This window comes from Streptomyces sp. TLI_105, assembly GCF_900105415.1.
GTDB lineage: Bacteria > Actinomycetota > Actinomycetes > Streptomycetales > Streptomycetaceae > Streptomyces.
Genome location: NZ_FNSM01000001.1, coordinates 5,047,501 through 5,072,210, shown reverse-complemented (window position 1 = coordinate 5,072,210; position 24,710 = coordinate 5,047,501). Strand labels below are relative to the sequence as shown.

Annotated in this window: 18 protein-coding genes and 2 rRNA genes (1 of these 20 running past the window's edge); 9 read left to right on the top strand and 11 right to left on the bottom strand. The window is 70.2% G+C overall.

Going from position 1 to position 24,710, the window contains the following annotated elements; translation table 11 throughout:
• The first annotated feature begins 226 nt into the window (after positions 1-226).
• The gene (locus tag BLW86_RS23245) at positions 227-781 is read left to right on the top strand and encodes a DJ-1/PfpI family protein (protein WP_093875834.1); all 555 of its coding nucleotides are present in this window, start codon (positions 227-229) and stop codon (positions 779-781) included.
• Positions 782-901: 120 nt separating this feature from the next.
• On the opposite strand, the gene BLW86_RS23240 is transcribed toward BLW86_RS23245, so the two are convergent.
• Together BLW86_RS23240 and BLW86_RS23235 are read right to left on the bottom strand one after the other, a co-directional pair.
• On the bottom strand, positions 902-1,558 hold the full coding sequence (locus tag BLW86_RS23240; protein WP_093875833.1) for an HAD family hydrolase: 657 nt from the start codon (positions 1,556-1,558) through the stop codon (positions 902-904).
• 45 nt (positions 1,559-1,603) lie between these two features.
• Complete coding sequence (locus tag BLW86_RS23235) at positions 1,604-2,110, bottom strand: DUF6912 family protein (RefSeq protein ID WP_093875832.1); 507 nt, start codon at positions 2,108-2,110, stop codon at positions 1,604-1,606.
• 275 nt (positions 2,111-2,385) lie between these two features.
• On the opposite strand from BLW86_RS23235, the gene BLW86_RS23230 reads away from it, so the two are divergent.
• On the top strand, positions 2,386-2,898 hold the full coding sequence (locus tag BLW86_RS23230; protein ID WP_093875831.1) for an Rv3235 family protein: 513 nt from the start codon (positions 2,386-2,388) through the stop codon (positions 2,896-2,898).
• Positions 2,899-3,030: 132 nt separating this feature from the next.
• On the opposite strand, the gene secA is transcribed toward BLW86_RS23230, so the two are convergent.
• Positions 3,031-5,838 (bottom strand): preprotein translocase subunit SecA, encoded by a 2,808-nt coding sequence (secA, locus tag BLW86_RS23225; RefSeq protein WP_093875830.1) that lies wholly within the window; start codon positions 5,836-5,838, stop codon positions 3,031-3,033.
• A gap of 239 nt (positions 5,839-6,077) precedes the next feature.
• On the opposite strand from secA, the gene BLW86_RS23220 reads away from it, so the two are divergent.
• Complete coding sequence (locus tag BLW86_RS23220; protein WP_093878819.1) at positions 6,078-6,668, top strand: GNAT family N-acetyltransferase; 591 nt, start codon at positions 6,078-6,080, stop codon at positions 6,666-6,668.
• Positions 6,669-6,698: 30 nt separating this feature from the next.
• Positions 6,699-7,877 carry a winged helix-turn-helix domain-containing protein gene (locus BLW86_RS23215; protein WP_177181733.1) on the top strand — a complete coding sequence of 393 codons (1,179 nt, stop codon included), beginning with the start codon at positions 6,699-6,701 and terminating at the stop codon, positions 7,875-7,877.
• On the opposite strand, the gene BLW86_RS23210 is transcribed toward BLW86_RS23215, so the two are convergent.
• From BLW86_RS23210 to mtrA, 6 genes are all read right to left on the bottom strand, one after another.
• The gene (locus BLW86_RS23210) at positions 7,874-8,626 is read right to left on the bottom strand and encodes a response regulator (protein ID WP_093875828.1); all 753 of its coding nucleotides are present in this window, start codon (positions 8,624-8,626) and stop codon (positions 7,874-7,876) included. The two genes, BLW86_RS23215 and BLW86_RS23210, sit on opposite strands and share 4 nt — an antisense overlap.
• A gap of 209 nt (positions 8,627-8,835) precedes the next feature.
• Positions 8,836-9,516, bottom strand: coding sequence for a ribosome hibernation-promoting factor, HPF/YfiA family (hpf, locus tag BLW86_RS23205; RefSeq protein ID WP_371129564.1), 681 nt, complete (start codon positions 9,514-9,516; stop codon positions 8,836-8,838).
• Positions 9,517-9,811: 295 nt separating this feature from the next.
• Entirely contained in the window at positions 9,812-10,615 is an 804-nt protein-coding gene (locus BLW86_RS23200) for a ComF family protein (RefSeq protein WP_093875826.1), read from the bottom strand.
• A 165-nt stretch (positions 10,616-10,780) separates the two neighbouring features.
• Positions 10,781-12,544, bottom strand: a complete 1,764-nt coding sequence (locus tag BLW86_RS23195; protein WP_256341397.1) for an LpqB family beta-propeller domain-containing protein — start codon at positions 12,542-12,544, stop codon at positions 10,781-10,783.
• 91 nt (positions 12,545-12,635) lie between these two features.
• Positions 12,636-14,639, bottom strand: a complete 2,004-nt coding sequence (mtrB, locus tag BLW86_RS23190) for an MtrAB system histidine kinase MtrB (RefSeq protein WP_093875824.1) — start codon at positions 14,637-14,639, stop codon at positions 12,636-12,638.
• Between the two features lies 1 nt (position 14,640).
• A complete protein-coding gene (gene mtrA / locus BLW86_RS23185; protein ID WP_010356958.1) occupies positions 14,641-15,318 on the bottom strand; it encodes a two-component system response regulator MtrA in 678 nt (225 codons plus the stop codon).
• A 765-nt stretch (positions 15,319-16,083) separates the two neighbouring features.
• On the opposite strand from mtrA, the gene BLW86_RS23180 reads away from it, so the two are divergent.
• From BLW86_RS23180 to BLW86_RS23160, 5 genes are read left to right on the top strand one after another with little or no spacing between them, the layout of a single operon-like run.
• Complete coding sequence (locus BLW86_RS23180; RefSeq protein WP_093875823.1) at positions 16,084-17,298, top strand: DUF7847 domain-containing protein; 1,215 nt, start codon at positions 16,084-16,086, stop codon at positions 17,296-17,298.
• A gap of 4 nt (positions 17,299-17,302) precedes the next feature.
• A complete protein-coding gene (locus tag BLW86_RS23175; protein WP_093875822.1) occupies positions 17,303-17,995 on the top strand; it encodes a DUF4129 domain-containing protein in 693 nt (230 codons plus the stop codon).
• Positions 17,992-19,212, top strand: a complete 1,221-nt coding sequence (locus tag BLW86_RS23170) for a DUF4350 domain-containing protein (RefSeq protein ID WP_093875821.1) — start codon at positions 17,992-17,994, stop codon at positions 19,210-19,212. Before BLW86_RS23175 ends, BLW86_RS23170 begins: the two co-directional genes overlap by 4 nt.
• Complete coding sequence (locus BLW86_RS23165) at positions 19,209-20,192, top strand: AAA family ATPase (protein ID WP_030694139.1); 984 nt, start codon at positions 19,209-19,211, stop codon at positions 20,190-20,192. Before BLW86_RS23170 ends, BLW86_RS23165 begins: the two co-directional genes overlap by 4 nt.
• Before the next feature lie 12 nt (positions 20,193-20,204).
• Positions 20,205-21,515, top strand: coding sequence for a DUF58 domain-containing protein (locus BLW86_RS23160; RefSeq protein ID WP_093875820.1), 1,311 nt, complete (start codon positions 20,205-20,207; stop codon positions 21,513-21,515).
• A 103-nt stretch (positions 21,516-21,618) separates the two neighbouring features.
• On the opposite strand, the gene rrf is transcribed toward BLW86_RS23160, so the two are convergent.
• Together rrf and BLW86_RS23150 are read right to left on the bottom strand one after the other, a co-directional pair.
• Positions 21,619-21,735: ribosomal RNA gene (gene rrf / locus BLW86_RS23155) — 5S ribosomal RNA — on the bottom strand.
• Between the two features lie 82 nt (positions 21,736-21,817).
• A 23S ribosomal RNA gene (locus tag BLW86_RS23150) occupies positions 21,818-24,710 on the bottom strand; it runs 229 nt beyond the window's last position.

The window sequence follows — 24,710 nt, the reverse complement described above, 5'->3', positions numbered from 1 at the left end:
CTCGACCCGGCCGCTGTCGCGGACCGGGCGGCAGCCGGGGGCTTCGCTGCCCCCACGGCGTATCGCGCTGATCACGGGAAAAGCCTATCGCCCCCGCCCCCCGAAGCGTCATGAGCCGTATGCGTACAAAAGAGCGGGGGAAGTTTGACGATATGGACAGCGACACGTGTGGGCACAAGCATGGACACAGCACGACGGACCCATCCCTCTGTGATCTGGGAGAGCCATGGCGAAGATCCTGATCGTGACCGGTGACGCGGCGGAATCTCTGGAGGTGATGTACCCCTACCAGCGGCTACTTGAAGAGGGCTACGAGGTCGACATCGCGGCCCCGGCGCGCAAGACGCTCCGCTTCGTCGTCCACGACTTCGAGCCGGGCTACGACACGTACACGGAGAAGCCGGGCTACACCTGGCCCGCCGACCTGGCCTTCTCGGAGGTCGACCCGGGCGACTACGTGGCGGTGGTGATCCCGGGCGGCCGGGCGCCGGAGTACCTGCGCAACGACCCGGAGCTCCGCAAGATCCTCAAGGCCTTCTTCGACTCGGACAAGCCGGTGGCCCAGATCTGCCACGGCCCGCTCCTGACGGCGGCGGTCGGCAGCCTGGAGGGTCGCCGCGTCACGGCCTACCCGGCCCTGGAGCTCGACATGCAGGCGGCCGGGGCGACCTTCCAGGACAGCGCGGCCGTGGTCGACGGCCTCCTGGTCTCCTCCCGAGCCTGGCCGGACCACCCCACCTGGATGCGCGAGTTCCTGAAGGTCCTCCGAGCGAAGGGCTAGCCGCCCCGGGCGCTCGTGGTGGTTTGTGGGCACGCGTTCCGCCGGGGCGGAACGGGTGGGCACAAACCACCCACCGAGCCGCACCCGGCCGCCCATCACCGGGCAGAAGCCAAGCGCGCCCTAGACCAGCTCCTCCGCGACAGCGACGGCCTCCTCCAGGGAGTCCACCACCGGCACCCCCACCCGCGACAACGAAGCCCGGCTGTGCGACCCCCCGGTGTACAGCACCGCCCGCGCCCCCACATGCGCCGCCGCCACCGCGTCATCCGCAGCGTCGCCGATGACGACCACGCGGTCCGCCGGGACCCCGAGCGCGGCCAGGTGCCGGACCATGTGCCCCGACTTCCCGTCGGTCGACGCGTCGACGCGCCCGTCGACGCGGACGAACCGCTCGGCGATCCCGTAGCGCTGCACAAGGGGCACGAGATGCGCGTGCTGCGCGAGCGACAGCAGCGACTGCGTGGCCCCCGCGGCCTGCCGCGCCGCGAGCAGCTCCGCCGCGCCGACGGTGAGCCCGCACGACTCGGCCCGCACCCAGTAGTGCCGGTGGAAGGCCCCGTCCATGACGGTCCACTCCTCGTCCGTCGGCAGCCTCCCCATCAGCCGCTCGTAGAACTTCGGCACCGGCACCGTGTACAGCTCGCGGTACCGCTCGAGCGTGATGGACGCGAGCCCGAGCTCGGCGAAGGCCGCGTTCGTCGCGCCGATCACCGCGTCGATGTCGTCGAGCAGTGTGCCGTTCCAGTCCCAGACCAGGTGTTTTCCGTGCTTCCCCATGGAGAGACGGTACCCGCCGCCCGGGTCGGCGAGGATCCGGGTGGGTCAGCCGAGCAGCGCGGGGATCTCCTGCACGCCGAACCACAGCAGCTCGTGGTCCTCGGCCCCGTCCACGACGAACTGGGCGTCGTCGTCGCCCTGGTCCGCCGCGCCCAGCGCGCCCGCCGCCGCCGTGACGTCCGCCTCGGCGTCGTCCGCGTCGGCGTGCACGGCCGCGGCCTTGGCCAGCGGTACGGCTCCGGCGATGCGGACCTCGCCGATGGAGCCGCCGTCGAGCCCGCGGTCGGGGTCGACGGTCGCGTCCTTGTCGGCCACGTCGACGGCGACGACGATCCGGCGCCGGGGCGCCTCGGGGTCGCCGGCGAGGAGTCGCAGGGAGGCGGAGGCGGCCCGGTTGAGCGCCGCGTACTCCAGCTCCTCGATGTCGTCGGAGACGTACCACTCGCGCAGCGCGGGGGTGACGGCGTAGGCGGTCAGGGGGCCGGGGCCCAGCTCGCCCGTCTTGTGCGCCTGTGCGAGACCGGGGAGGGTCAGGGGGATGTAGACGCGCATGGCAGGCCGCTTTCGTAGACGGAGAGGCCCTCAGGATACGTGCGGAGTCCCCCTTCGGGGTGGCTGGCCCGAATCGCCGCCCGTCCACGTCGGAGGGCCGTCCACCGAGCCGCCGGAGAGACGATTTCCGACCGCGTCACCCTGATAGGTGATCCGTTTCCGGGACCGCCCCGCTGCGGCGGCACCCTTGCGGCGCCCCGGAGTCCGGCCGTACAAGATCCCCAACGAAAGTTACCGACTGGTATCACTCGGTTACGCAGCGACAGGGGACCGTCATGAACACCACGCTCACCGCCACGCCCTCCCCGCTCCCCCGCCCTCGCACGGCCCCCGGCGGCCCGGCCGGCACGCGCCCGCGTGGTTCCGCCGGATCCCGGCCGCGCGGCGCCGCCGGCCCCCGCCCCCGTACGCCCGCGCAGGGCGGCCCCTCCCGCACCGCGCCCCGGGCGCTCCCCCCGCACACCGTCTTCGCCGAGCGTCTGCTCGCCGTGCTGAGCGGGGAGCGGCCCGTCCACTGGATGCTCGGCCACACCGTCGGCGACGCGTACGAGCAGCTCGTCCGGCTCGCCCCCGAGACGCCCCTGCGCTCGCTCGGCCCCCGCCCGGTCCTGCGCCGCTGCTCGGTCCAGGTGCACTCCCCGCAGGCCGTGGTCGAGGCCTTCGCGACCATCGCCACCGGCGCCCGGGTGCGGGCCATGGCGTTCCGCCTGGAGCGCGGCGAGGACCAGCGCTGGCGCTGCGCCGCCGTGGAGCTGGACGGACTCGGCGTGACCGCCCGCCACGCCTGACGAAAGGCCGGCCGCCCACCGGGGCCGCCACCGACGACGAAGGGGCCGACCGCCCCAAGGCCCGCCACCCACGACGAAGGGGCCGGCCGCCACCAGGCGACCGACCCCTTCCGTCACATCAGTTCAAACGCGTCACTTCTTGCGGCGACGCCCGCCGCCCGCGTTCTTCTGCGCCTTGCGACGCTCGGCCCGGGTCATCCCGTCGCCCTCCACGTCGTCGGAGGCGAAGTCTCCCTCGACGACACCGCCGTCCCCGTCCACGGTCGGCGCCGAGAAGTGCAGCCGGTCCGGCCGCTGCGGGGCGTCGAGCCCCTTGGCGCGGATCTCCGGACGCCCGGCACCCGCCGGCACCGCGTCCTCCTTGGCGAGCGACGGAGCGGCCGCCTGTACCGGGACCTCCTCGACCTGCTGCTCGACCTGGACCTCCAGGTTGAACAGGTAGCCGACGGACTCCTCCTTGATGCCCTCCATCATGGCGGTGAACATGTCGAAGCCCTCGCGCTGGTACTCGACCAGCGGGTCCTTCTGCGCCATGGCGCGCAGGCCGATGCCCTCCTGGAGGTAGTCCATCTCGTAGAGGTGCTCGCGCCACTTGCGGTCGAGGACGGAGAGGACCACGCGCCGCTCCAGCTCGCGCATGATGTCCGAGCCGAGCTGCTTCTCGCGCGTCTCGTACTGCTCGTGGATGTCGTCCTTGATGGACTCGGCGATGAACTCGGCGGTGATGCCCGCCCGGTCCCCGGCCGCGTCCTCCAGCTCCTCCACGGTGACCTTCACCGGGTAGAGCTGCTTGAAGGCGTTCCACAGACGGTCGAGGTCCCACTCCTCCGCGAAGCCCTCGGCGGTCTCCTGGCGGATGTAGTCGTCGATCGTGTCGTCCATGAAGTGCTTGATCTGCTCGTGCAGGTCCTCGCCCTCCAGGACGCGGCGGCGCTCGCCGTAGATGACCTCGCGCTGCCGGTTGAGGACCTCGTCGTACTTCAGGACGTTCTTGCGGGTCTCGAAGTTCTGGGTCTCGACCTGGGACTGGGCGGAGGCGATGGCGCGGGTGACCATCTTGTTCTCGATCGGCACGTCGTCCGGCACGTTGGCCATGGCCATCACGCGCTCGACCATCTGGGCCTTGAACAGGCGCATCAGGTCGTCGCCGAGCGAGAGGTAGAAGCGGGACTCGCCCGGGTCGCCCTGACGGCCGGAGCGGCCGCGCAGCTGGTTGTCGATACGGCGCGACTCGTGGCGCTCGGTACCGAGGACGTACAGGCCGCCGAGCTCCTTCACCTCCTCGAACTCCGCCTTCACGGCCTTCTCGGCGCGCTCCAGGGCGCCGGGCAGGGCCGCGGCCCACTCCTCGACGTGCTCGATCGGGTCCAGGCCCGCCTGGCGCAGCTCGGCCTCGGCGAGGTCGTCCGGGTTGCCGCCGAGCTTGATGTCCGTACCGCGGCCGGCCATGTTGGTGGCGACGGTGACGGCGCCTCGGCGGCCGGCCTGGGCGACGATGCTGGCCTCGCGCTCGTGGTGCTTGGCGTTGAGGACCTCGTGCGGGATGCCGCGCTTGGCGAGCTGCTGCGAGAGGTACTCGGACTTCTCGACGGAGGTCGTGCCGACGAGGATCGGCTGACCCTTCTCGTGCTTCTCCGCGATGTCGTCGACGACGGCGGCGAACTTGGCGACCTCGGTCCGGTAGATCAGGTCCGACTGGTCCTTGCGGATCATCGGCCTGTTCGTGGGGATCGGGACGACGCCGAGCTTGTAGATCTGGTGGAACTCGGCCGCCTCGGTCATGGCCGTACCGGTCATGCCGGAGAGCTTGTCGTAGAGGCGGAAGAAGTTCTGCAGGGTGATCGTGGCGAGCGTCTGGTTCTCGTCCTTGATCTGCACCCCTTCCTTCGCCTCGATCGCCTGGTGCATGCCCTCGTTGTAGCGGCGGCCGGCGAGGATACGGCCGGTGTGCTCGTCGACGATCATGACTTCGCCGTCCATGACGACGTAGTCCTTGTCCTTCTTGAACAGTTCCTTCGCCTTGATGGCGTTGTTCAGGTAACCGACGAGCGGGGTGTTCACCGACTCGTAGAGGTTGTCGATGCCCAGCCAGTCCTCGACCTTGGCGACGCCCGCCTCGTGGATGGCGACGGTGCGCTTCTTCTCGTCGACCTCGTAGTCGCCGGTCTCCTCGATGCCCTTGAGCGGGTTGCCGGGCTCGCCCTTGCTCAGCCGGGTGACCAGCTTGGCGAAGTCGCCGTACCACTTGGTCGCCTGGTCGGCGGGGCCGGAGATGATCAGCGGCGTACGGGCCTCGTCGACGAGGATGGAGTCGACCTCGTCGACACAGGCGAAGTTGTGGCCGCGCTGGACGAGCTCGTCCTTGGACCACGCCATGTTGTCGCGCAGGTAGTCGAAGCCGAACTCGTTGTTCGTGCCGTACGTGATGTCGCAGTTGTACTGCTCGCGGCGCTGGGCCGGCGTCATGTTGGCCAGGATGCAGCCGACGGTCAGGCCCAGGAACTTGTGCACCCGGCCCATGAGCTCGGAGTCGCGCTCGGCCAGGTAGTCGTTGACCGTGATCAGGTGGACGCCCTTGCCGGAGAGCGCGTTGAGGTACGCCGGGAGGGTGCCGACGAGGGTCTTGCCCTCACCGGTCTTCATCTCGGCGACGTGACCGAGGTGAAGGGCGGCGCCGCCCATCAGCTGGACGTCGTAGTGGCGCTGGCCGAGGACGCGCTTGGCGGCCTCGCGGACGGTCGCGAAGGCCTCGGGCATCAGGTCGTCGAGGCTCTCGCCGTCGGCGTACCGCTGCTTGTACTCCTCGGTGAGCGCCCGCAGGTCGGCGTCGGAGAGGTTGACGAAGTCCTCTTCGATGGAGTTGACCTGGTCCGCGATGCGGTGCAGTTTGCGCAGGATCTTGCCTTCGCCTGCACGCATGAGCTTGTTGAAGACGGACACTGAGGCTGGTCTCCTTGCCGGTCGGGCCTGGCACTGGGTCTTGTGATGGACGCGAGCGCGGGCACGGCAGGTGGTCCCCACCGCAACGGCCATCGTAAGCGAGACCGCCCTCGCACAGGGAGGCCCGCAGTGCCGGAGCCGTACGTCCGCCCGTAAAGAGAACGCACGAGGTGGGCGGAAGGTGCCGCCCCACCCGAAAAGTGTTCGCTTCCGGTCCGCGGGGTCACCACAATCCCGGCATGGATCCCATCACCCTCACCACCGACCGGCTGCGCCTGCGGACCTTCGTCCCCGAGGACGTCGACACCGTGTACGCCATCTGTCAGGACCCCGCCATCCTCCGCTGGACGACCGTCCCCGACCCCTACAAGCGCGAGGACGCGGAGTTCTTCCTGAACCAGCTGGTCCCGGACGGTTGGCGGGAGGACAAGGAGTACGCCTTCGCCGTGGAGCCGCTCGGCGGGGGTCCGCTGATCGCCGCCGTCTCGCTGCACGACCGGGGTGCCGGCGTCTGGGAGGTCGGCTTCTGGCTCGCCGCCGAGGCCCGCGGCCGGGGCCACATGACGGAGGCCGTGCGCGCCCTGGCCCACTGGGCCTTCACCGGGCTCGGCTGTGTCCGCCTGGTCTGGCGCGCCGAGGTCGGCAACACCGGCTCGCGGGCCGTGGCCGAACGGGTCGGCTTCGTCGTCGAGGGCGTCCAGCGCGCCGGCATCCCCAACAAGGGCACCCTCCGGGACGCCTGGGTCGGCGCCCTGCTCCCCTCCGACTTCGGCCTGCCGAGCCCCCTGCCGTACCTCCCGGCCCCCGAGCGTCCGGCCGAGGCGGTGTGACTGTCAGTGCCGGGGCCTAGGGTGCGGACCATGACGACTGCGCCGCGCCCCGCCGCCGAACTGTCCGCCGACGAAGCCCGCAGGATCGCCCTGCGCGCCCAGGGGTTCCTGGGCGCGCCCGACCGCAGGGCCGGGGTGCGCGGGGTCCTCCGGTCGCTCGGCCAGGTCCAGCTCGACACCATCTCCGTCCTCGCCCGCTCCCACGAGCTCATCCCGTACGCGCGGCTGGGCGCCGTGGGCCGCACGGCCGTGGAGGAGGCGTACTGGACGGGCGCTCACGCCTTCGAGTACTGGTCGCACGCCGCCTGCGTCCTGCCCGTCGAGGAGTGGCCGCACTTCGCCTTCCGCCGGCGCGCCTACCGCAACCGCCCGCACTGGCACCACGAGCTGTCGGCCGGGGCGTACGAGAAGGTGATCGACCAGCTGCGGGACCAGGGCCCGCTGACGGCGACCGAACTGGGCGGCGCGAAGAACAAGGGCGAGTGGTGGGACTGGTCCGACAGCAAGATCGCCGTCGAGCGGGCCCTGATGTACGGCGAGGTCGTGGTCACGGAGCGGCGCGGCTGGAAGCGGGTCTACGACCTGGCCGAGCGGGCGATCCCGCAGGCGCTGCTCCACGACGAGCTGGACGACGCCGAGTGCGTGCGGCGCCTGGTGCGGCAGGCGGGCGAGGCCCTCGGCGTGGGCACGCGCGCGGACATCGCGGACTACCACCGGATCAAGGGCGAGCAGTTCGACGCGGTGGTCGAGGCGGCGGGTCTGGTGCCGGTGACGGTGGCGGGCTGGGGGAAGCCCGCCTGGGCGGATCCGGCGGCGCTCGCCGCCGAGCCGCGCGGCCGGCACCGCACGACGCTGCTCTCGCCCTTCGACTCGCTGATCTGGGAGCGGGCCCGCACGGAGCGGATCTTCGGCTTCACGCACCGCCTGGAGGCGTACGTGCCGAAGCAGAAGCGGATCCACGGCTACTTCGCGATGCCGGTGCTCGCCGGTGGCCGTCTTGTCGGCCGGGTGGACCCGGCGCGGGAGGGCCGGACGCTCGTCGCCCGGCAGGTGACGCTCGACGGCCCCAAGGCCGTGCCGGCGGTGGCGCGGGCCCTGCGCGAGGCGGCCGAGTGGGTGGGCTGCGACGCGGTGGCGGTGGAGCGGGTGGACCGCCCGGAGCTGGCGAAGGACCTGGTGACGGCCCTGGGTCAGCCGGGACTGGGCTAGCGGATCTCGAGGATCTTCTCCCGCATCGCGTAGACCACGGCCTCCATCCGGGAGTGCAGCTGCAGCTTCTCCAGGATGTTCCGGACGTGGTTCTTCACGGTGTTCTCGGAGATGAACAGCTCCTTGGCGATGTCCCGGTTGTTCATGCCGGTCGCGACCAGCTTGAGGACCTCCAGCTCGCGGTCGGTCAGCCGGGGCGCGGGCACGAGCCGACGCTCGTCGGTCCGCTGGATCATCGACTTGAACTCGGTGAGGAGCTTGGACGCCATCGACGGGCTGATCTGCGACTGCCCGTCGGCGACCGCGCGGATCGCGGTGGCGACCTCGTCGGTGGAGATCTCCTTGAGGAGGTAGCCCGTGGCCCCCGCCTTGATCGCCTCGTAGAGGTCGGCCTCCTCGTCGCTGATCGTCAGCATGATGATCTTCGCGCTGGGGGCCACCTCCTTGATGGAGGTGCACGCCTCGATGCCACCGCGCCGGGGCATCCGTACGTCCATCAGGACGATGTCGGGGAGCAGATCGGCGGCCTTGTCGACGGCCTCGGCGCCGTCACCGGCCTCGCCGACGACCTGGATGTCCTCTTCCTGGGCGAGGACGATCTCGAGTCCGCGGCGGAAGAGGGCATGGTCGTCCACGACAAGGACCCTGATCGGCTCCTTGCGGAATGCTCCGCTGTCCGATTCCGATCCCTCCGGGACCGCGCCACCGTGCTCGCGCTCGCTGAGCACCGGCCCGAAGCTGTCCGCCATCGTTCCTCCCCCTGAAGGCCGTGGCCTGAATTCGTTTCCGGTCCTCCAACCCGTACTCGACCGGCACCGGTTGGCGTGCACGCCATGATTTCATGCCCGGGCGACGACGGGGGTGCTCCACGGACGCACGGGGGCGCCCCTGGGGGCGCGAATTGCGCTCCAGGGGCACCGAGAGGGACACCTGTTCGGAGGCGGTGCGGTGCGGCGGGTCAGCCGCCGAGCGCACCGCCGACGCCGCCGCCCTCGGCGAGCGGGTCGCTCTCCAGGTGGATGACGCCGTAGTCGTAGGCGTGTCGCCGGTAGACGACGCTCGGCTGCTTGGTGTCGGAGTCGACGAAGAGGTAGAAGTCGTGCCCGACCAGCTCCATCTCGTAGAGCGCCTGGTCGAGCGTCATCGGTGCGGCCCGGTGGGTCTTCTCGCGGACCACGAGCGGGCCCTCGCCCTGGACCTCGATGGAGCCCATCATCGTGGTGGGCACCTTCTCGGTCTCGTCGACGGCCAGTTGGCCGTCTCCGTTGAGCTTGGCGGCGCCGGGCACCACGTCCCCGACCTCCGCCGCGGACAGCCGGCCGTTGCCACGCCGGGTGTATCGCTTGTCGTGCTGCTTGCGCAGTCGTGCCTCGAGCTTGTCGCTGGCGAGGTCGAGCGCTGCGTACGGGTCGCCTGCCGCCGCTTCCGCCCGGATCACCGGGCCTCGGGAGTGGAGGGTGATCTCCACGCGGTCGGACCGGTCGGCCTGCCGCGGGTTGTGCTCCTTGGACACCTCGACGTCGAGGCTGATCACCTTGCCGTCGAGCTTCTGGATCTTCTCCAGCTTCAGCTTCTCGGCCACGTGCTTGCGGAACCGCTCGGGCACCTCGGTCTTGCGGCCCTTGACGACGATGTCCACGCAGAACTCCGTTCCCGGATCGCCCTGGTCGGCTCCTTGGCCGCCGGGCATCTCCCTTTGCACCAGACTCCGGTGGTGTCACCGGAGTTCGGACTTGGCGACTTCGCCCTCCTCCTGCCCAGTCGACGAGATCCCCACCCCATCGACAAGAGGTTAATTCGCCCTGAACTCCTGTCCTGTAGGCGCAACCAGTATTCGGTGAGGCGATGGCGTTCTCCATTCCTCACAACCGAACATAGCCCCTTCGGACGGGTGTCGGCACCCGCTACCGCGACATACCTCCGGACGGGTGCTTTCACCTCTCACCACCTGCAACGATCCAAGTTTCCGGCGAGTTCCGGTTTATTTCGAACGAAGCGGGAGAGGATGCGATCACAGCCGCAGCGCGCTGTTCGATTTCACGCTGCGCCGAACCGGTCGGTAAGCCGTGCGGTATTCCAGGAATGAACGGAAGGTGTACGGCTCCGAGTGCGCGCGCCGCCTCCGCGAGCGAGGCGCCCGTGGTCATCAGGTCGTCCACGAGGATCACCCTCCCCGCCGTCAGAAGCCGCGCTCCGCCCGGCACGACCTCCAGCGCCCCCGACAGGTTGGCGAAGCGCCCGCGCGCCCCGAGCCCGGCCTGATCCGCCACGTACCGCCGCTGCCGGAGCACGGGCACGACCCGCGCCGGCCACCCCGACCGCCGCAGCCGGGCCGCCGCGGCCAGTGCGATCCGCCGCGTCGGATCGTGGCCACGCGCCCGTACGGAACGCCGCGAGGAGGGCACGGGCACGAGGAGTAGCGGTCCGTCCGCGGCCCCCGTCCCGGACCGGCCGGCGGCCGCCACGGCCCCGGCGAGGGCACCGCCCAAGGGCCCGGCGAGCGTGAGGGCCCCGCGCTCCTTGTGGGCGAGGAGCAGCTCCCGCACGGCGTCGGCGTACGGCGCGGCGGCGTGGACCACGGGCAGTCCGGCGGGCTCGGGCGCGGGCCTCACCCTGCGCGGCGGCGCCCCGGCGAGCGCGTGCGCGCAGGCCGCGCACAGCTCCGTCCGCGGTCTGCCGCAGCCTCCGCAGGCGACCGGCAGCACCAGCCCGGCGATCTCGCGCCACCACCCCCGCATGGCTCCACTGTGCACCTCCGGGCCCCTCCCTGCCACCCCTGTGGAAAACCGCCCGCGAAGCCCCGAGTACGTCAGGTACGGCCCTGCGAGGCCCCGCGAGCGGCCCCGGCAGGGCGAACCTCAGGCCCTGCGAGCCGGCCCCGGCAGCGCCTCGCGGAGCACGTCCTAGCCGGGGTAGACCGGCGAGAACCCCTTCTTCGCCACCGGCTGCCAGTTCGTCCCCGGCACCAACCGCACGATCCCGTCGTCGCCGGAGTCGGCCACCACCGGCACCGTGTCCTTGTGCGGGGCGGTCACCGAGGTCACCCCGTTCAGGCCGGGGAGCACCGAGGTCGTCGAGGTCGAGCCGTCGGTCTGGAGGTAGCGGATCTGCTGGACGCCTCCCGCCTCCTTGCCGACCACGACGAGCCGACTGGGGCCGGCCCAGGAGACGGCGGTGACCGACTCCATCCGGGGCGCGGCGGGCTGCAGGTCCAGGACGGAGACGGCCGGCTCCTCGCCCGTCGTCTGCCGCTGGATCCGGCCGATCTGCAGGGTCGTGTGCTCGCCCCGCGTGACCACCAGCGCGATCCGTACGCCGTCGGCGGAGACCCGCAGCGACTCGATGCGGGCGTCGTCCCCGAGCCACGGCGTGCGGACCTTGACCGGGTGCCCGGTGCCGTCCGGCACCATCCACAGCTGGGGCGCGGCGGGGTCCCGGTCGGCGACCCACAGATCGCCCCTGCCGTCCCAGCTGGGCGCGGACAGCCGGTCGGCCGGCCGGGCGGCCTTGCTGGTCAGGACGGGCGGCAGCGCGTCCTGCTCCGTGGTGATGGAGGAGACGAGCAGCTCGCGGCCGGTCTCCCCGACCCCGGCGGCCCGGGTCTCGCCCCGGTCGACGGCGACCGAGCGGAGCGGCGTCGTGCCCTTGCCGAACGGCCCCGGCACCTCGACCGGCGCGTTCGCCTCCTTGCCGCCGACCAGGAGCATCATCAGCTTGCCGTGCTCGTCGACGAAGTACGGGTGCTCCTCGCGGTCGGTGTTCCGCACCGCGGCGAACTCGAGCGCCTGTCCCTTGCCCAGCCGGCACAGCGACTGCCCGCTGGACCCCAGGAGCTCCACATGCTCGACCCGTACGGAGGTCAGGTCGCCCAGCGTGAACAGCAGCTGCGCCGCCATCCGCCGGCACGCCTCGCCGCCGGCCCGGTCCGCCTTGCGGTTGAGCGGCACCCTCAGCGTGGACTGGTCGTCCGTGGTCAGGGTGGTGACGCCGGTCTTCAGCTCCGTACCGGAGGGGAACTGCGAGTCGACGGCGGGCTTCAGCCAGTTCGTCGGGCCCTCCAACAGCGCCTTGACCGTCTGCGTCACCGGGTCCATCCGGGTGACGGGGTCCTGCCGCTGCCGGATGTAGACGGGGTCGGCGACGACCCAGTCCTCCCCGGAGGCGAAGTAGTACTTGTTGACCGAGCGGTAGTTGCGGAGGAAGTCGGCCTCGCCGAGGACCAGGCCGGGCGGGAGGCTGTCGATGCGCCACTCCTTGCCCTTGCCGTTCGCCGAAGGCTGCTGCACGACGTGGATCGACTGCAGGTACTCGGTGGGGCTGTTCGGCTGATAGGCGTGGCGCGCGTCCACGGTCGCGATCTTGCGGCCGGAGAGCGGGAAGGCGCGCCCCTGGTTCTCGGGGTCGGCGTTGCGGTCGGCCTGCTCGCGGTCGGGCGCGGTGGTGAGCACGGTGATGCTCTGCTCCGGCTTCCAGCCCTGCGCGGCCTTCTTCGTGAGGTACTTGCGGGCGGTGGCGAAGCCGGGGTCGTCACTCGTCATGGCTTCCAGGAAGCCGTCGACGATCTCGTCCGGGTCCGCGTTCTCCCGGGGGGCGACGGCATAGACCCGTACCTGCGAGTCGCCCGTGCCGGCGCCTTTCACCGCCTGCACGTCCCCGCTGTCGGGCATCGCCGCGCACCCGGTCACCAGAAGCCCGCCGCACGCGGCGAGGACCACCGCGCGTGTACTCCGTCCCCGCCCCGCGTGCTCCGCTCGGGAGTCAGCGCCCACGTGTCCCGTCCTCCCGCTCCAGATGCCCGTTCCCCCCGGCCGTCGCCGGGCCCGTCCCGCCGCCGTCGTCCGTCGCCGTCCGCGCCACGACCCGTGCGCCGCTGCCGGGCAGCGCCGTCGGATCGACGGTCGCCCGCGGCGGCCCGGGCAGCCTCGGCGGCACGGCGAGCGCCGACCGGTCACCGACGGGCTGCGCGGGCACGGTGGTGAGCCGGCCGCTCTCCTGGTCGCGTCCGGCGGCGGTCTGCTCGCGGTTGCGCCGGGAGTCCTCGGGCTCCAGCGGGATCGGCGATCCCCGCAGCGGCTCGTCCGCGGTGCGCGGCAGGGTGAGCCGGAACTGCGAGCCGCCGCCGGCCTCGCCCCAGGCCTGGAGCCAGCCGCCGTGCAGCCTCGCGTCCTCCACGGCGATCGACAGGCCGAGGCCCGTGCCGCCGGTGGTGCGCGCGCGTGCGGGGTCGGCGCGCCAGAAGCGGTTGAAGACCCGGGTGGCCTCGCCCGGCTTGAGCCCGACGCCGTAGTCGCGGACGGCGACGGCGACGGCCCCGCCGGCGGCGGCGAGCTTCACGACCACGTCCCGGCCCTCGCCGTGCTCGACGGCGTTGACGACGAGGTTGCGCAGCACCCGCTCGACGCGGCGGGCGTCCGCCTCGGCCACCACGGGCTGCTGGTCGCCGAGGACCACGATCCGGGTGCCCTTGCGCTCGGCGAGGGGTTCGGCGCCGCCGATGACACGGCGGACGACCTGGCGCAGGTCTATCGGCTCGGCTTCCAGGGCGGCCGCGCCCGCGTCGAAGCGGCTGATCTCCAGGAGGTCGGAGAGCAGCGACTCGAAGCGGTCGAGCTGGTCGCCGAGGAGTTCGGCGGAGCGGGCGGTGATCGGGTCGAAGTCGACGCGGGCCTCGTGGATGACGTCGGCGGCCATCCGAACCGTGGTCAGCGGGGTCCGCAGCTCGTGCGAGACGTCGGAGACGAACCGCCGCTGCATCCGCGACAGCTCCTCCAGCTGCTGGATCTTGAGCTGGAGGTTGGAGGCCATCTTGTTGAAGGCCTCGCCGAGGCGCGCGATGTCGTCCTCGCCGGTGACCTTCATGCGCTCCTGGAGGCGGCCGGCCGAGAGCCGTTCGGCGATCCCGGCGGCCATCCGCACGGGCGTGACGACCTGCCGCACCATGAGCCAGGCGATGGCGCCGAGCAGCACGACGACGAACAGCCCGGCGGTCGCCAGGGTCCCCTTGACCAGGGTGAGGGAGTCCTCCTCCTGGGTCAGCGGGAAGAGGTAGTACAGCTCGTACTGGTCGCCGTCGGCGTCGTTCAGCCGCTTGCCGATCACCAGGCCCGGCTCGGACGCCTTGCCGCTGGTGTAGTGGATCCGCGTGAACTTCTGGAAGGTGCCGGCGCCCTGCGCGACCGAGTGCCGCAGGTCGGCGGGGATGCTCGTGGTCGGGTCGACCTCGCCGGAGGCACGGGCGCCCCGGCTCGCGGTGTCGCCGGTGTCGAGGGAGAGCGCGACCACGTTGAACGCGCTCTGACCACCGCTGGCGAGCTGCTCGACCAGCGTGGAGCGCCAGTTCACGGAGGCACCGGCCCGCACGCCGTCCTGCTGACCGGGGGCGGAGGGAGTGGTCGCCGCCCGGTCCTGGGCGGCGGAGAACCCCCCGGCGGCCTGGCTCTGGGCGGCCCTCTCCTTGGCGTCGAGCAGGCCGTTGCGGACCTGCCCGATGACGACGATGCCGAGCAGCAGCACCACTCCGAGCGACATGAGCAGGGTGCCCGCGACGATCCTCAGCTGGATGTTCCGCCGCCACAGCCGCACCGCGGGCAGCAGCGGCCGGCGGACCCAGCGCGCGAAGAGCCGCAGAACCGGTCTGCTGCGGAGGAGTCCTCCGCCGCGCAGCAGACGGCCGAATCGCGAGCCCCCCCGCCCCGGTCCGGCAGTCCGCCCCGTACGGACTCCCGGGTCCCCGGGCTTCGGAGCAGTACTGCCCGCAGTCATGTCAGCTCGGTCCCGCCTTGTAGCCGACACCGCGGACGGTCACCACGATCTCCGGGCGCTCGGGGTCCTTCTCGACCTTCGAGCGGAGCCGCTGGACGTGCACGTTCACCAGCCGGGTGTCGGCCGCGTGCCGGTAGCCCCAGACCTGCTCGAGCAGGACCTCGCGGGTGAAGACCTGCCACGGCTTGCGCGCGAGCGCGACCAGGAGGTCGAACTCCAGCGGGGTCAGGGCGATGGACTGCCCGTCCCGCTTCACGGAGTGCCCGGCCACGTCGATGACCAGGTCGCCGATGGTGAGCTGCTCGGGAGCCGGCTCCTCGGACCTCCGCAGCCGCGCCCGGATACGGGCGACGAGCTCCTTCGGCTTGAACGGCTTCACGATGTAGTCGTCGGCGCCGGACTCCAGACCCACGACCACGTCGACGGTGTCGCTCTTGGCCGTGAGCATGACGATCGGCACACCGGACTCGGCGCGGATGAGCCGGCACACCTCGATGCCGTCCCTTCCGGGCAGCATCAGGTCCAGCAGCACCAGATCGGGCTTGGCCTCTCTGAAAGCGGCAAGCGCCTTGTCACCGTCCGCGACGAACGACGGCTCGAACCCTTCACCCCGCAGCACGATGCCGAGCATCTCGGCCAGTGCGGTGTCGTCGTCGACGACAAGAACGCGTCCCTTCATATCGACATCATCCCATTTCCGTATCAGTCCTAAGGCGGCTGGTGAGATACCTCACTGACCTGCGGCGACGTCCAAGATCAGTCACTGGTGACCGTCCGTGTCCATGGGTGTTGATGTCAGTCATGGATGTCACCCCCGTCTCCCCCGTGGTCGCGCAGAACCGTACCCTGCGCGGCCTTCCACGGCCCATGGGACGGATCAGGCTACTTCGCGAAAACGCCCTACGACCTTCCGAGCGAGCCGACAGTGACTGGTCCGCCGGAGCTACCGAAAAGGACGCGCTGTCCGCAGCCCCTGAGGTGTGCGCGCAGTACAAGACCGCCCCGGCCCCCGCCTTGGCAGCGCACAACCTGATCCTCAAGAACGGTGAGCACATAGGACCCGGCGGATGTACGCGATGGATGTACGCGATCGCGGCGTCGTCGTGCTGCTTGCTTCACCGCCCTCGGCTGAGGTCGGGGTCAGGGGCCGGGACCTGCCCCACGGCGCCTCCCCCCGCCCGGGCCGCGCTCCCGTGGAGGGCGGCCCGCTCGGCCCGTCCACGCGCGGTTCGCGCGACCTGATCGGGCATCCGCACGCTGTGCCGCCTGCCGCTCGCACAATGAAGGTCCGGACAAAGGTACGAAGGAGATGCGGGCTCCGGCCCATGGGCGGGCCCCGCGTGGCACGATGGCACCCGGCCCGCCGCCGTGTCAGGTGTCGGCCGCCGTGACCGAGCCGGTTCGCCGATCCGGCACCGCGACCATTCCTCCGAGGTGGACGACCGTGAACGACACTCCGGGCTGGACCTCGCCCGGATCCGCCCCCTCCGACGGCCAGGACGACTCGGGGGTCCCCGGACCTCCCTCCCCGGCCGAGGCGAACGGCTCCACCGTCCAGTGGTCCAAGGACCAGCCGCCCGCCGGCCAGTGGTCCCCGCCGACCGACCGGACACCGCCTCCCGCACCCGGCCAGAACTGGGGAGCCCCGCCGCCGAACGTCCACTGGGGCAGGCCTCCGGCCGCGAAGCCCGGAGTCATCCCGCTGCGCCCGCTGGGCATGGGCGAGATCCTCGACGGCGCGGTGAAGACCCTCCGCACCTACTGGCGCACGGTCCTCACCATCACCGTCACGGTCGCGGTGATCTCCCAGATCGCCGACATCCTGGCCCAGCGGTACCTCGTGCCGGCGCCCCCCGAGGTCAATGCCGACGCCACGCCCGCCGAGCAGCTGCAGCAGTCCGTCGACTCGGCCCAGGCCTCCCTGATCGCCCTGGGTCCGTCGCTCCTGGTGACGATGGTGGCGTCGCTCGTGAGCGCCGCCCTGCTGACCGTCGTCATCAGCCGCGCGATCCTCGGCCGCCCGGTCTCGCTGGGCTCCGCCTGGCAGGAGGCCCGCCCGCGCCTGCTCCAGCTCCTCGGTCTGACCCTGCTCCTCGCGGCGATGGCCGTCGCCATCATGACCGTCGGCCTGCTCCCCGGCCTCCTGATCGGCGGCGCCCCGGGCGTGGCCCTGGCCTTCCTCGGCGGTCTGGGTGCCATCGCGGCGGTCCTCTGGCTGATGATCCGCTTCAGCCTCTCCTCCCCCGCCCTCATGCTGGAGCGCCGAGGCGTCGTCCCGTCGCTGAAGCGCTCGGCGAAGCTGGTGCGGGGCTCGTGGTGGCGGATCTTCGGCATCACCCTGCTGACGCAGCTGCTGATCTTCCTCTTCGCCATGATCATCGCGATCCCGTTCACCATCATCGGCATCGCGGTCGACGGCGAGGGCTTCTCCGGCCTGATGTCCGGCACCACCACCACGTTCGGCTGGCCGTTCCTGATCATCACGGGCATCGGCGGCGTGATCACCAGCGCGATCACCTACCCGATCTCGGCCGGCGTGACCGTCCTCCTCTACGTGGACCAGCGCATCCGCCGCGAAGCCCTGGACCTCGAACTGGCCCGGGCCGCGGGTCTCCCCGGCTACGGCCCCACGCCGGGCACCGACACCGTCGGGGGCTGATGCGGTGACGTTCACGGGGGGAGCGGCCGCGGCACTGGCACGGCTGCGCGCCGACGGCGACACACCGGTGGACATCTCCCGCGTCCCCGCCCGCGAGGCGGCGGAGCGGGAGCTGTCCGATCCGAGGTACCACGAGAACGACCCGAACCTCCTCCAGCGCGGCCTCGACCGCTTCTGGGAGTGGCTGGACGACCTCTTCGGCACCGCTTCCGGGGCCACCCCGGGCGGCGTCCTCGGCCTCGTCGTCATCGTCCTGGTGGTGGCCGCCCTGGTCGCCGCCCTCTGGTGGCGCCTCGGCACCCCGCACCGGGCCCCCGGCACCACCGGCGACTCCCTCTTCGCCGACGGCCCCCGCACCGCCCGGGACCACCGGACGGCCGCCGCACGGCACGCCTCCGCCGGCCGCTGGAACGAAGCCGTCCAGGAACGGATGCGGGCCATCGTCCGCTCCCTGGAGGAGCGCACCCTCCTCGAACCCCGCCCCGGCCGCACCGCCGACGAGGCCGCCGCCGAAGCCGGCCGCTCCCTCCCCTCCCACGCGGACGACCTGCGCCTCGCGGCCCGCGCCTTCGACGACGTCACGTACGGCGGCCGCACCGCCGACGAGCCCGCGTACCGCCGCGTCGAGGCACTGGACACCGCCCTGGAACGGACCCGCCCGACCCTCGACACCGCCTCCCCGGGGACGCCCGCATGAGCCGCCCGGTCACCGGCACCACCTCGACGGCCCCCTCCGCCCGCCAGGTGTGGACCCGCGTCCGCGGCGCGGTCCTCGTCCTCGCCCTGATCCTGACCGGCGGCCTCGCCCTCGCGACCTTCCGGTCCACCGACGCCCACGGCGCCCTCGACCCGCGCTCCGCCGACCCGCAGGGCAGCCGCGCCGTCGCCGAACTCCTCAAGGCCCGCGGCGTCACCGTCACCCTCGTCACCACCCTGGCCGAGGCCACGGCGGCCACGGACGCCGGAACCACCCTCCTGGTCACCACCCCCGACCTGCTGACGGACGCCCAGCAGTCCACACTCCACTCGGCCATGACCGGCTCCGCCACCCGCACGGTCCTCGTCGGCGCGGGCCGCGCCTCCCTCGACACCCTGGCCCCGGGAGTCACCAGCGCCCCGAGCACCCCGGTGGAGGAACGCGCCCCCGGCTGCGCCCTGCCGGCCGCCACCCGCGCCGGCAGCGCCGACCTCGGCGGCGAACGCTACGAGACCTCCCCCGGCACCCCCGCCGAGGCCTGCTACCGCTCCGACGGCCTGCCCACCCTGCTCCTCCTCCCCGGCACCGGCACCGGCAGCGGCACGGGCACCACCGACACCGTCCTCCTCGGCTCGCCCGACATCCTCTACAACTCCCACCTCGACCAACGGGGCAACGCCTCGCTGGCCCTGCAACTCCTCGGCTCCCAGCCCCATCTCGTCTGGTACCTCCCCTCCCTCTCCGACACCTCGGCCACCACCGACACGCCCGCCGACGACACCACGGGCAACTTCCTCGCTCTCATCCCCTCCGGCTGGCTGTGGGGCACCCTCCAACTCGCCCTCGCGGCCCTGCTGGCCGCCCTCTGGCGCGGCCGCCGCCTCGGCCCCCTGGTCACCGAGCGCCTCCCCGTCGCCCTCCGCGCCTCCGAGGCCACCGAGGGCCGCGCCCGCCTCTACCGCAAGGCGAACGCCCGCGACCGCGCCGCCTCCGTCCTGCGCACCGCGACCCGCACCCGGCTCGCCCCGCTGCTCGGCGTCCCCGTCCAGGACGCCCACTCCCCCGACCGTCTCCTCCCCGCACTCTCCGCCCGTCTCCCCGAGACGACGGCGGACACCAGGAACCTCCTCTTCGGCCCGGCTCCCGCCGACGACGCCACCCTCATCCGCCTGGCGGACCAACTCGACGCCCTCGAAAGAGAGGTACGCACCTCATGAGCGCCCCGACCCCCGAGACCGCCACGGACTCGGACAGCGCCCGCGCCTCCCTGGAGGCCCTGCGCACCGAGATCGCGAAGGCCGTGGTCGGCCAGGACCCCGCCGTCACCGGTCTCGTCGTCGCCCTGCTCTGCCGGGGACACGTCCTCCTCGAAGGCGTCCCCGGAGTCGCCAAGACCCTCCTGGTCCGCTCACTGGCGGCCGCGCTCGAACTCGACACCAAGCGCGTCCAGTTCACCCCCGACCTGATGCCCAGCGACGTCACCGGCTCCCTGGTCTACGACGCCCGCACCGCCGAGTTCTCCTTCCAGCCCGGCCCGGTCTTCACCAACCTGCTGCTCGCCGACGAGATCAACCGCACGCCCCCGAAGACCCAGTCCTCCCTCCTGGAGGCGATGGAGGAGCGTCAGGTCACGGTCGACGGCACCCCGCGCCCCCTCCCGGAGCCGTTTCTGGTCGCCGCGACCCAGAACCCCGTCGAGTACGAGGGCACCTACCCGCTCCCCGAGGCCCAACTGGACCGCTTCCTGCTCAAGCTGACGGTTCCTCTGCCCTCACGCGCGGACGAGATCCATGTCCTCACCCGTCACGCCGAGGGCTTCGACCCCCGCGACCTGAAGGCCGCCGGCGTCCGCCCCGTGGCGGGCCCCGCCGAGCTCGAAGCGGCCCGGGCCGCCGTCGCCAAGGTCTCGGTCTCCACCGAGATCGCCGGCTATGTCGTCGATATCTGTCGTGCCACGCGTGAATCCCCCTCGCTCACGCTCGGGGTCTCCCCCCGAGGCGCCACCGCCCTGCTCTCCACCGCCCGCGCCTGGGCCTGGCTCACCGGCCGGGACTACGTCACCCCGGACGATGTGAAGGCCCTCGCTCTCCCCACCCTGCGTCATCGCATCCACCTGCGGCCCGAGGCCGAGATGGAGGGGGTCACCCCCGACTCCGTCATCAACTCGATCCTCGCCCACGTCCCCGTCCCCCGCTGAGAACGGCGCCCCATGGCCCTCACCGGACGAACCGCGCTGCTCGCCGCCCTCGGATCGCTCCCCGTCGGCCTCCTCGCCCCCAGCTGGGCAGGGATGCTCGCGGTGAACGCGCCCCTCTCCCTCGCAATTCTGTGCGACTACGCCCTGGCGGCGCCAGTACGAACGCTCCAATTCACCCGAAGTGGTGATACATCCGTTCGACTCGGTGACGGGGCCGAGGTCCAGCTCACCGTCACCAACCCGTCCCGCCGCCGCCTCCGCGCCCAGCTCCGCGACGCCTGGCCGCCCAGCAGCTGGCTCCCAGGCACCGAACAGGCCTCCTCACGCCGCCGGCTGACCGTCCCCGCCGGCGAGCGCCGCCGACTCACCACGAGCCTGCGTCCGACCCGCCGCGGCGACCGCCATGCCGAACGGATCACTGTCCGCTCGTTCGGCCCCCTGGGCCTCGCGGCCCGCCAGGGCCACCACGAGGTCCCCTGGACCGTCCGTGTCCTGCCGCCCTTCACCAGCCGCAAACACCTGCCATCACGCCTGGCCCGGCTCCGCGAGCTCGACGGCCGCACCAGCGTGCTCACCCGAGGCGAGGGGACAGAGTTCGACAGCCTCCGCGAGTACGTCCCCGGCGACGACACCCGCTCGATCGACTGGCGGGCCACGGCCCGCCAGACCACCGTGGCCGTCCGCACCTGGCGACCCGAACGCGACCGGCACATCCTGATCGTCCTCGACACCGGCCGCACTTCGGCGGGGCGCGTCGGCGACGTCCCCCGCCTGGACGCCTCCATGGACGCGGCCCTCCTCCTCACCGCGCTCGCCTCCCGAGCCGGTGACCGCGTGGACCTCCTGGCCTACGACCGCCGCCTCCGCGCCCAGGTCCAGGGCCGCTCCGCCGGCGACGTCCTGCCGGCCGTGGTCAACGCCCTCGCCCCGCTGGAGCCCGAGCTCGTGGAGACCGACGCACGCGGTCTCGCCGCGACGGCCCTGGCACGCGCTCCGCGCCGCTCGCTGATCGTCCTCCTGACCGGCCTCGACGCCGCCCCGATCGAGGAGGGCCTCCTCCCGGTCCTCCCCCAGCTCTCCCAGCGCCACACGGTCCTGGTGGCCTCCGTCGCCGATCCCCATGTGACGCGCATGGCCGGGGGACGCGGCACGATCGAAGCGGTCTACGAGGCCGCGGCCGCCACTCAGACCCAGTCCCAGCGCGCCCGTACCGCAGATCAGCTCCGGCGCCAGGGCGTCACGGTCGTCGACGCCACCCCCGAGACCCTCGCTCCCGCCCTGGCGGACGCCTATCTCGCTCTGAAAGCAGCCGGCCGCCTCTGAAAAACCGGTGACAGCGCCGTGTCCCGAAGGGAGATCCGGCCCGCCGGACCGTAAACGCAGAAAAGCCCCGCACCATGAGGTGCGGGGCTTTCCCACAATGATTGTTCGGCGGTGTCCTACTCTCCCACAGGGTCCCCCCTGCAGTACCATCGGCGCTGAAAGGCTTAGCTTCCGGGTTCGGAATGTAACCGGGCGTTTCCCTAACGCTATGACCACCGAAACTCTATGAAGTTCACGAACCGCCGCACCCCGCAGGGGGCGTGTTCGTTGCTTCAGAACTAACACAGTGGACGCGAGCAACTGAGGACAAGCCCTCGGCCTATTAGTACCGGTCAGCTCCACCCCTTACGGGGCTTCCACATCCGGCCTATCAACCCAGTCGTCTACTGGGAGCCTTACCCTCTCAAGGAGGTGGGAATACTCATCTCGAAGCAGGCTTCCCGCTTAGATGCTTTCAGCGGTTATCCCTCCCGAACGTAGCCAACCAGCCATGCCCTTGGCAGGACAACTGGCACACCAGAGGTTCGTCCGTCCCGGTCCTCTCGTACTAGGGACAGCCCTTCTCAATATTCCTACGCGCACAGCGGATAGGGACCGAACTGTCTCACGACGTTCTAAACCCAGCTCGCGTACCGCTTTAATGGGCGAACAGCCCAACCCTTGGGACCGACTCCAGCCCCAGGATGCGACGAGCCGACATCGAGGTGCCAAACCATCCCGTCGATATGGACTCTTGGGGAAGATCAGCCTGTTATCCCCGGGGTACCTTTTATCCGTTGAGCGACGGCGCTTCCACAAGCCACCGCCGGATCACTAGTCCCGACTTTCGTCCCTGCTCGACCCGTCGGTCTCACAGTCAAGCTCCCTTGTGCACTTACACTCAACACCTGATTGCCAACCAGGCTGAGGGAACCTTTGGGCGCCTCCGTTACCCTTTGGGAGGCAACCGCCCCAGTTAAACTACCCATCAGACACTGTCCCTGATCCGGATCACGGACCGAGGTTAGACATCCAGCACGACCAGAGTGGTATTTCAACGGCGACTCCACCATGACTGGCGTCACGGCTTCACAGTCTCCCACCTATCCTACACAAGCCGAACCGAACACCAATATCAAACTGTAGTAAAGGTCCCGGGGTCTTTCCGTCCTGCTGCGCGAAACGAGCATCTTTACTCGTAGTGCAATTTCACCGGGCCTATGGTTGAGACAGTCGAGAAGTCGTTACGCCATTCGTGCAGGTCGGAACTTACCCGACAAGGAATTTCGCTACCTTAGGATGGTTATAGTTACCACCGCCGTTTACTGGCGCTTAAGTTCTCAGCTTCGCCACACCGAAATGTGACTAACCGGTCCCCTTAACGTTCCAGCACCGGGCAGGCGTCAGTCCGTATACATCGCCTTACGGCTTCGCACGGACCTGTGTTTTTAGTAAACAGTCGCTTCTCGCTGGTCTCTGCGGCCACCCCCAGCTCACGGAGCAAGTCCGATCACCGGGCGTGGCCCCCCTTCTCCCGAAGTTACGGGGGCATTTTGCCGAGTTCCTTAACCATAGTTCACCCGAACGCCTCGGTATTCTCTACCTGACCACCTGAGTCGGTTTAGGGTACGGGCCGCCATGAAACTCGCTAGAGGCTTTTCTCGACAGCATAGGATCATCCACTTCACCACAATCGGCTCGGCATCAGGTCTCAGCCTTGGTGTGTGACGGATTTGCCTATCACACGGCCTACACCCTTACCCCGGGACTACCACCGCCCGGGCTGGACTACCTTCCTGCGTCACCCCATCGCTTACCTACTACCACCTCGGTTCGCCGGCTCCACCACTTTCCTTTCCCCGAAGGGTCCGGAACGGCTTCACGGGCTTAGCATCAGAGGATTCGGTATTGGGCGTTTCAAAGCGGGTACCGGAATATCAACCGGTTGTCCATCGACTACGCCTGTCGGCCTCGCCTTAGGTCCCGACTTACCCTGGGCAGATCAGCTTGACCCAGGAACCCTTAGTCAATCGGCGCACACGTTTCTCACGTGTGTATCGCTACTCATGCCTGCATTCTCACTCGTGAACCGTCCACAACTCGCTTCCGCGGCTGCTTCACCCGGCACACGACGCTCCCCTACCCATCACAACACCCGTTGGGGCTATACGCTGCAATGACACGACTTCGGCGGTACGCTTGAGCCCCGCTACATTGTCGGCGCGGAATCACTTGACCAGTGAGCTATTACGCACTCTTTCAAGGGTGGCTGCTTCTAAGCCAACCTCCTGGTTGTCTCTGCGACTCCACATCCTTTCCCACTTAGCGTACGCTTAGGGGCCTTAGTCGATGCTCTGGGCTGTTTCCCTCTCGACCATGGAGCTTATCCCCCACAGTCTCACTGCCGCGCTCTCACTTACCGGCATTCGGAGTTTGGCTAAGGTCAGTAACCCGGTAGGGCCCATCGCCTATCCAGTGCTCTACCTCCGGCAAGAAACACGCGACGCTGCACCTAAATGCATTTCGGGGAGAACCAGCTATCACGGAGTTTGATTGGCCTTTCACCCCTAACCACAGGTCATCCCCCAGGTTTTCAACCCTGGTGGGTTCGGTCCTCCACGAAGTCTTACCTCCGCTTCAACCTGCCCATGGCTAGATCACTCCGCTTCGGGTCTTGAGCGTGCTACTGAAGCGCCCTGTTCGGACTCGCTTTCGCTACGGCTTCCCCACACGGGTTAACCTCGCAACACACCGCAAACTCGCAGGCTCATTCTTCAAAAGGCACGCAGTCACGAGATGCAAGCAAGCTTGCATCCGACGCTCCCACGGCTTGTAGGCACACGGTTTCAGGTACTATTTCACTCCGCTCCCGCGGTACTTTTCACCATTCCCTCACGGTACTATCCGCTATCGGTCACCAGGGAATATTTAGGCTTAGCGGGTGGTCCCGCCGGATTCACACGGGATTTCTCGGGCCCCGTGCTACTTGGGTGTCTCTCCAACGAGCCGTACAGATTTCAGCTACGGGGGTCTTACCCTCTACGCCGGACCTTTCGCATGTCCTTCGCCTATCCATACGGTTTCTGACTCGTCTCACAGCCGGCAGACTGTGAAAGAGAGATCCCACAACCCCGCATGCGCAACCCCTGCCGGGTATCACACGCATACGGTTTGGCCTCATCCGGTTTCGCTCGCCACTACTCCCGGAATCACGGT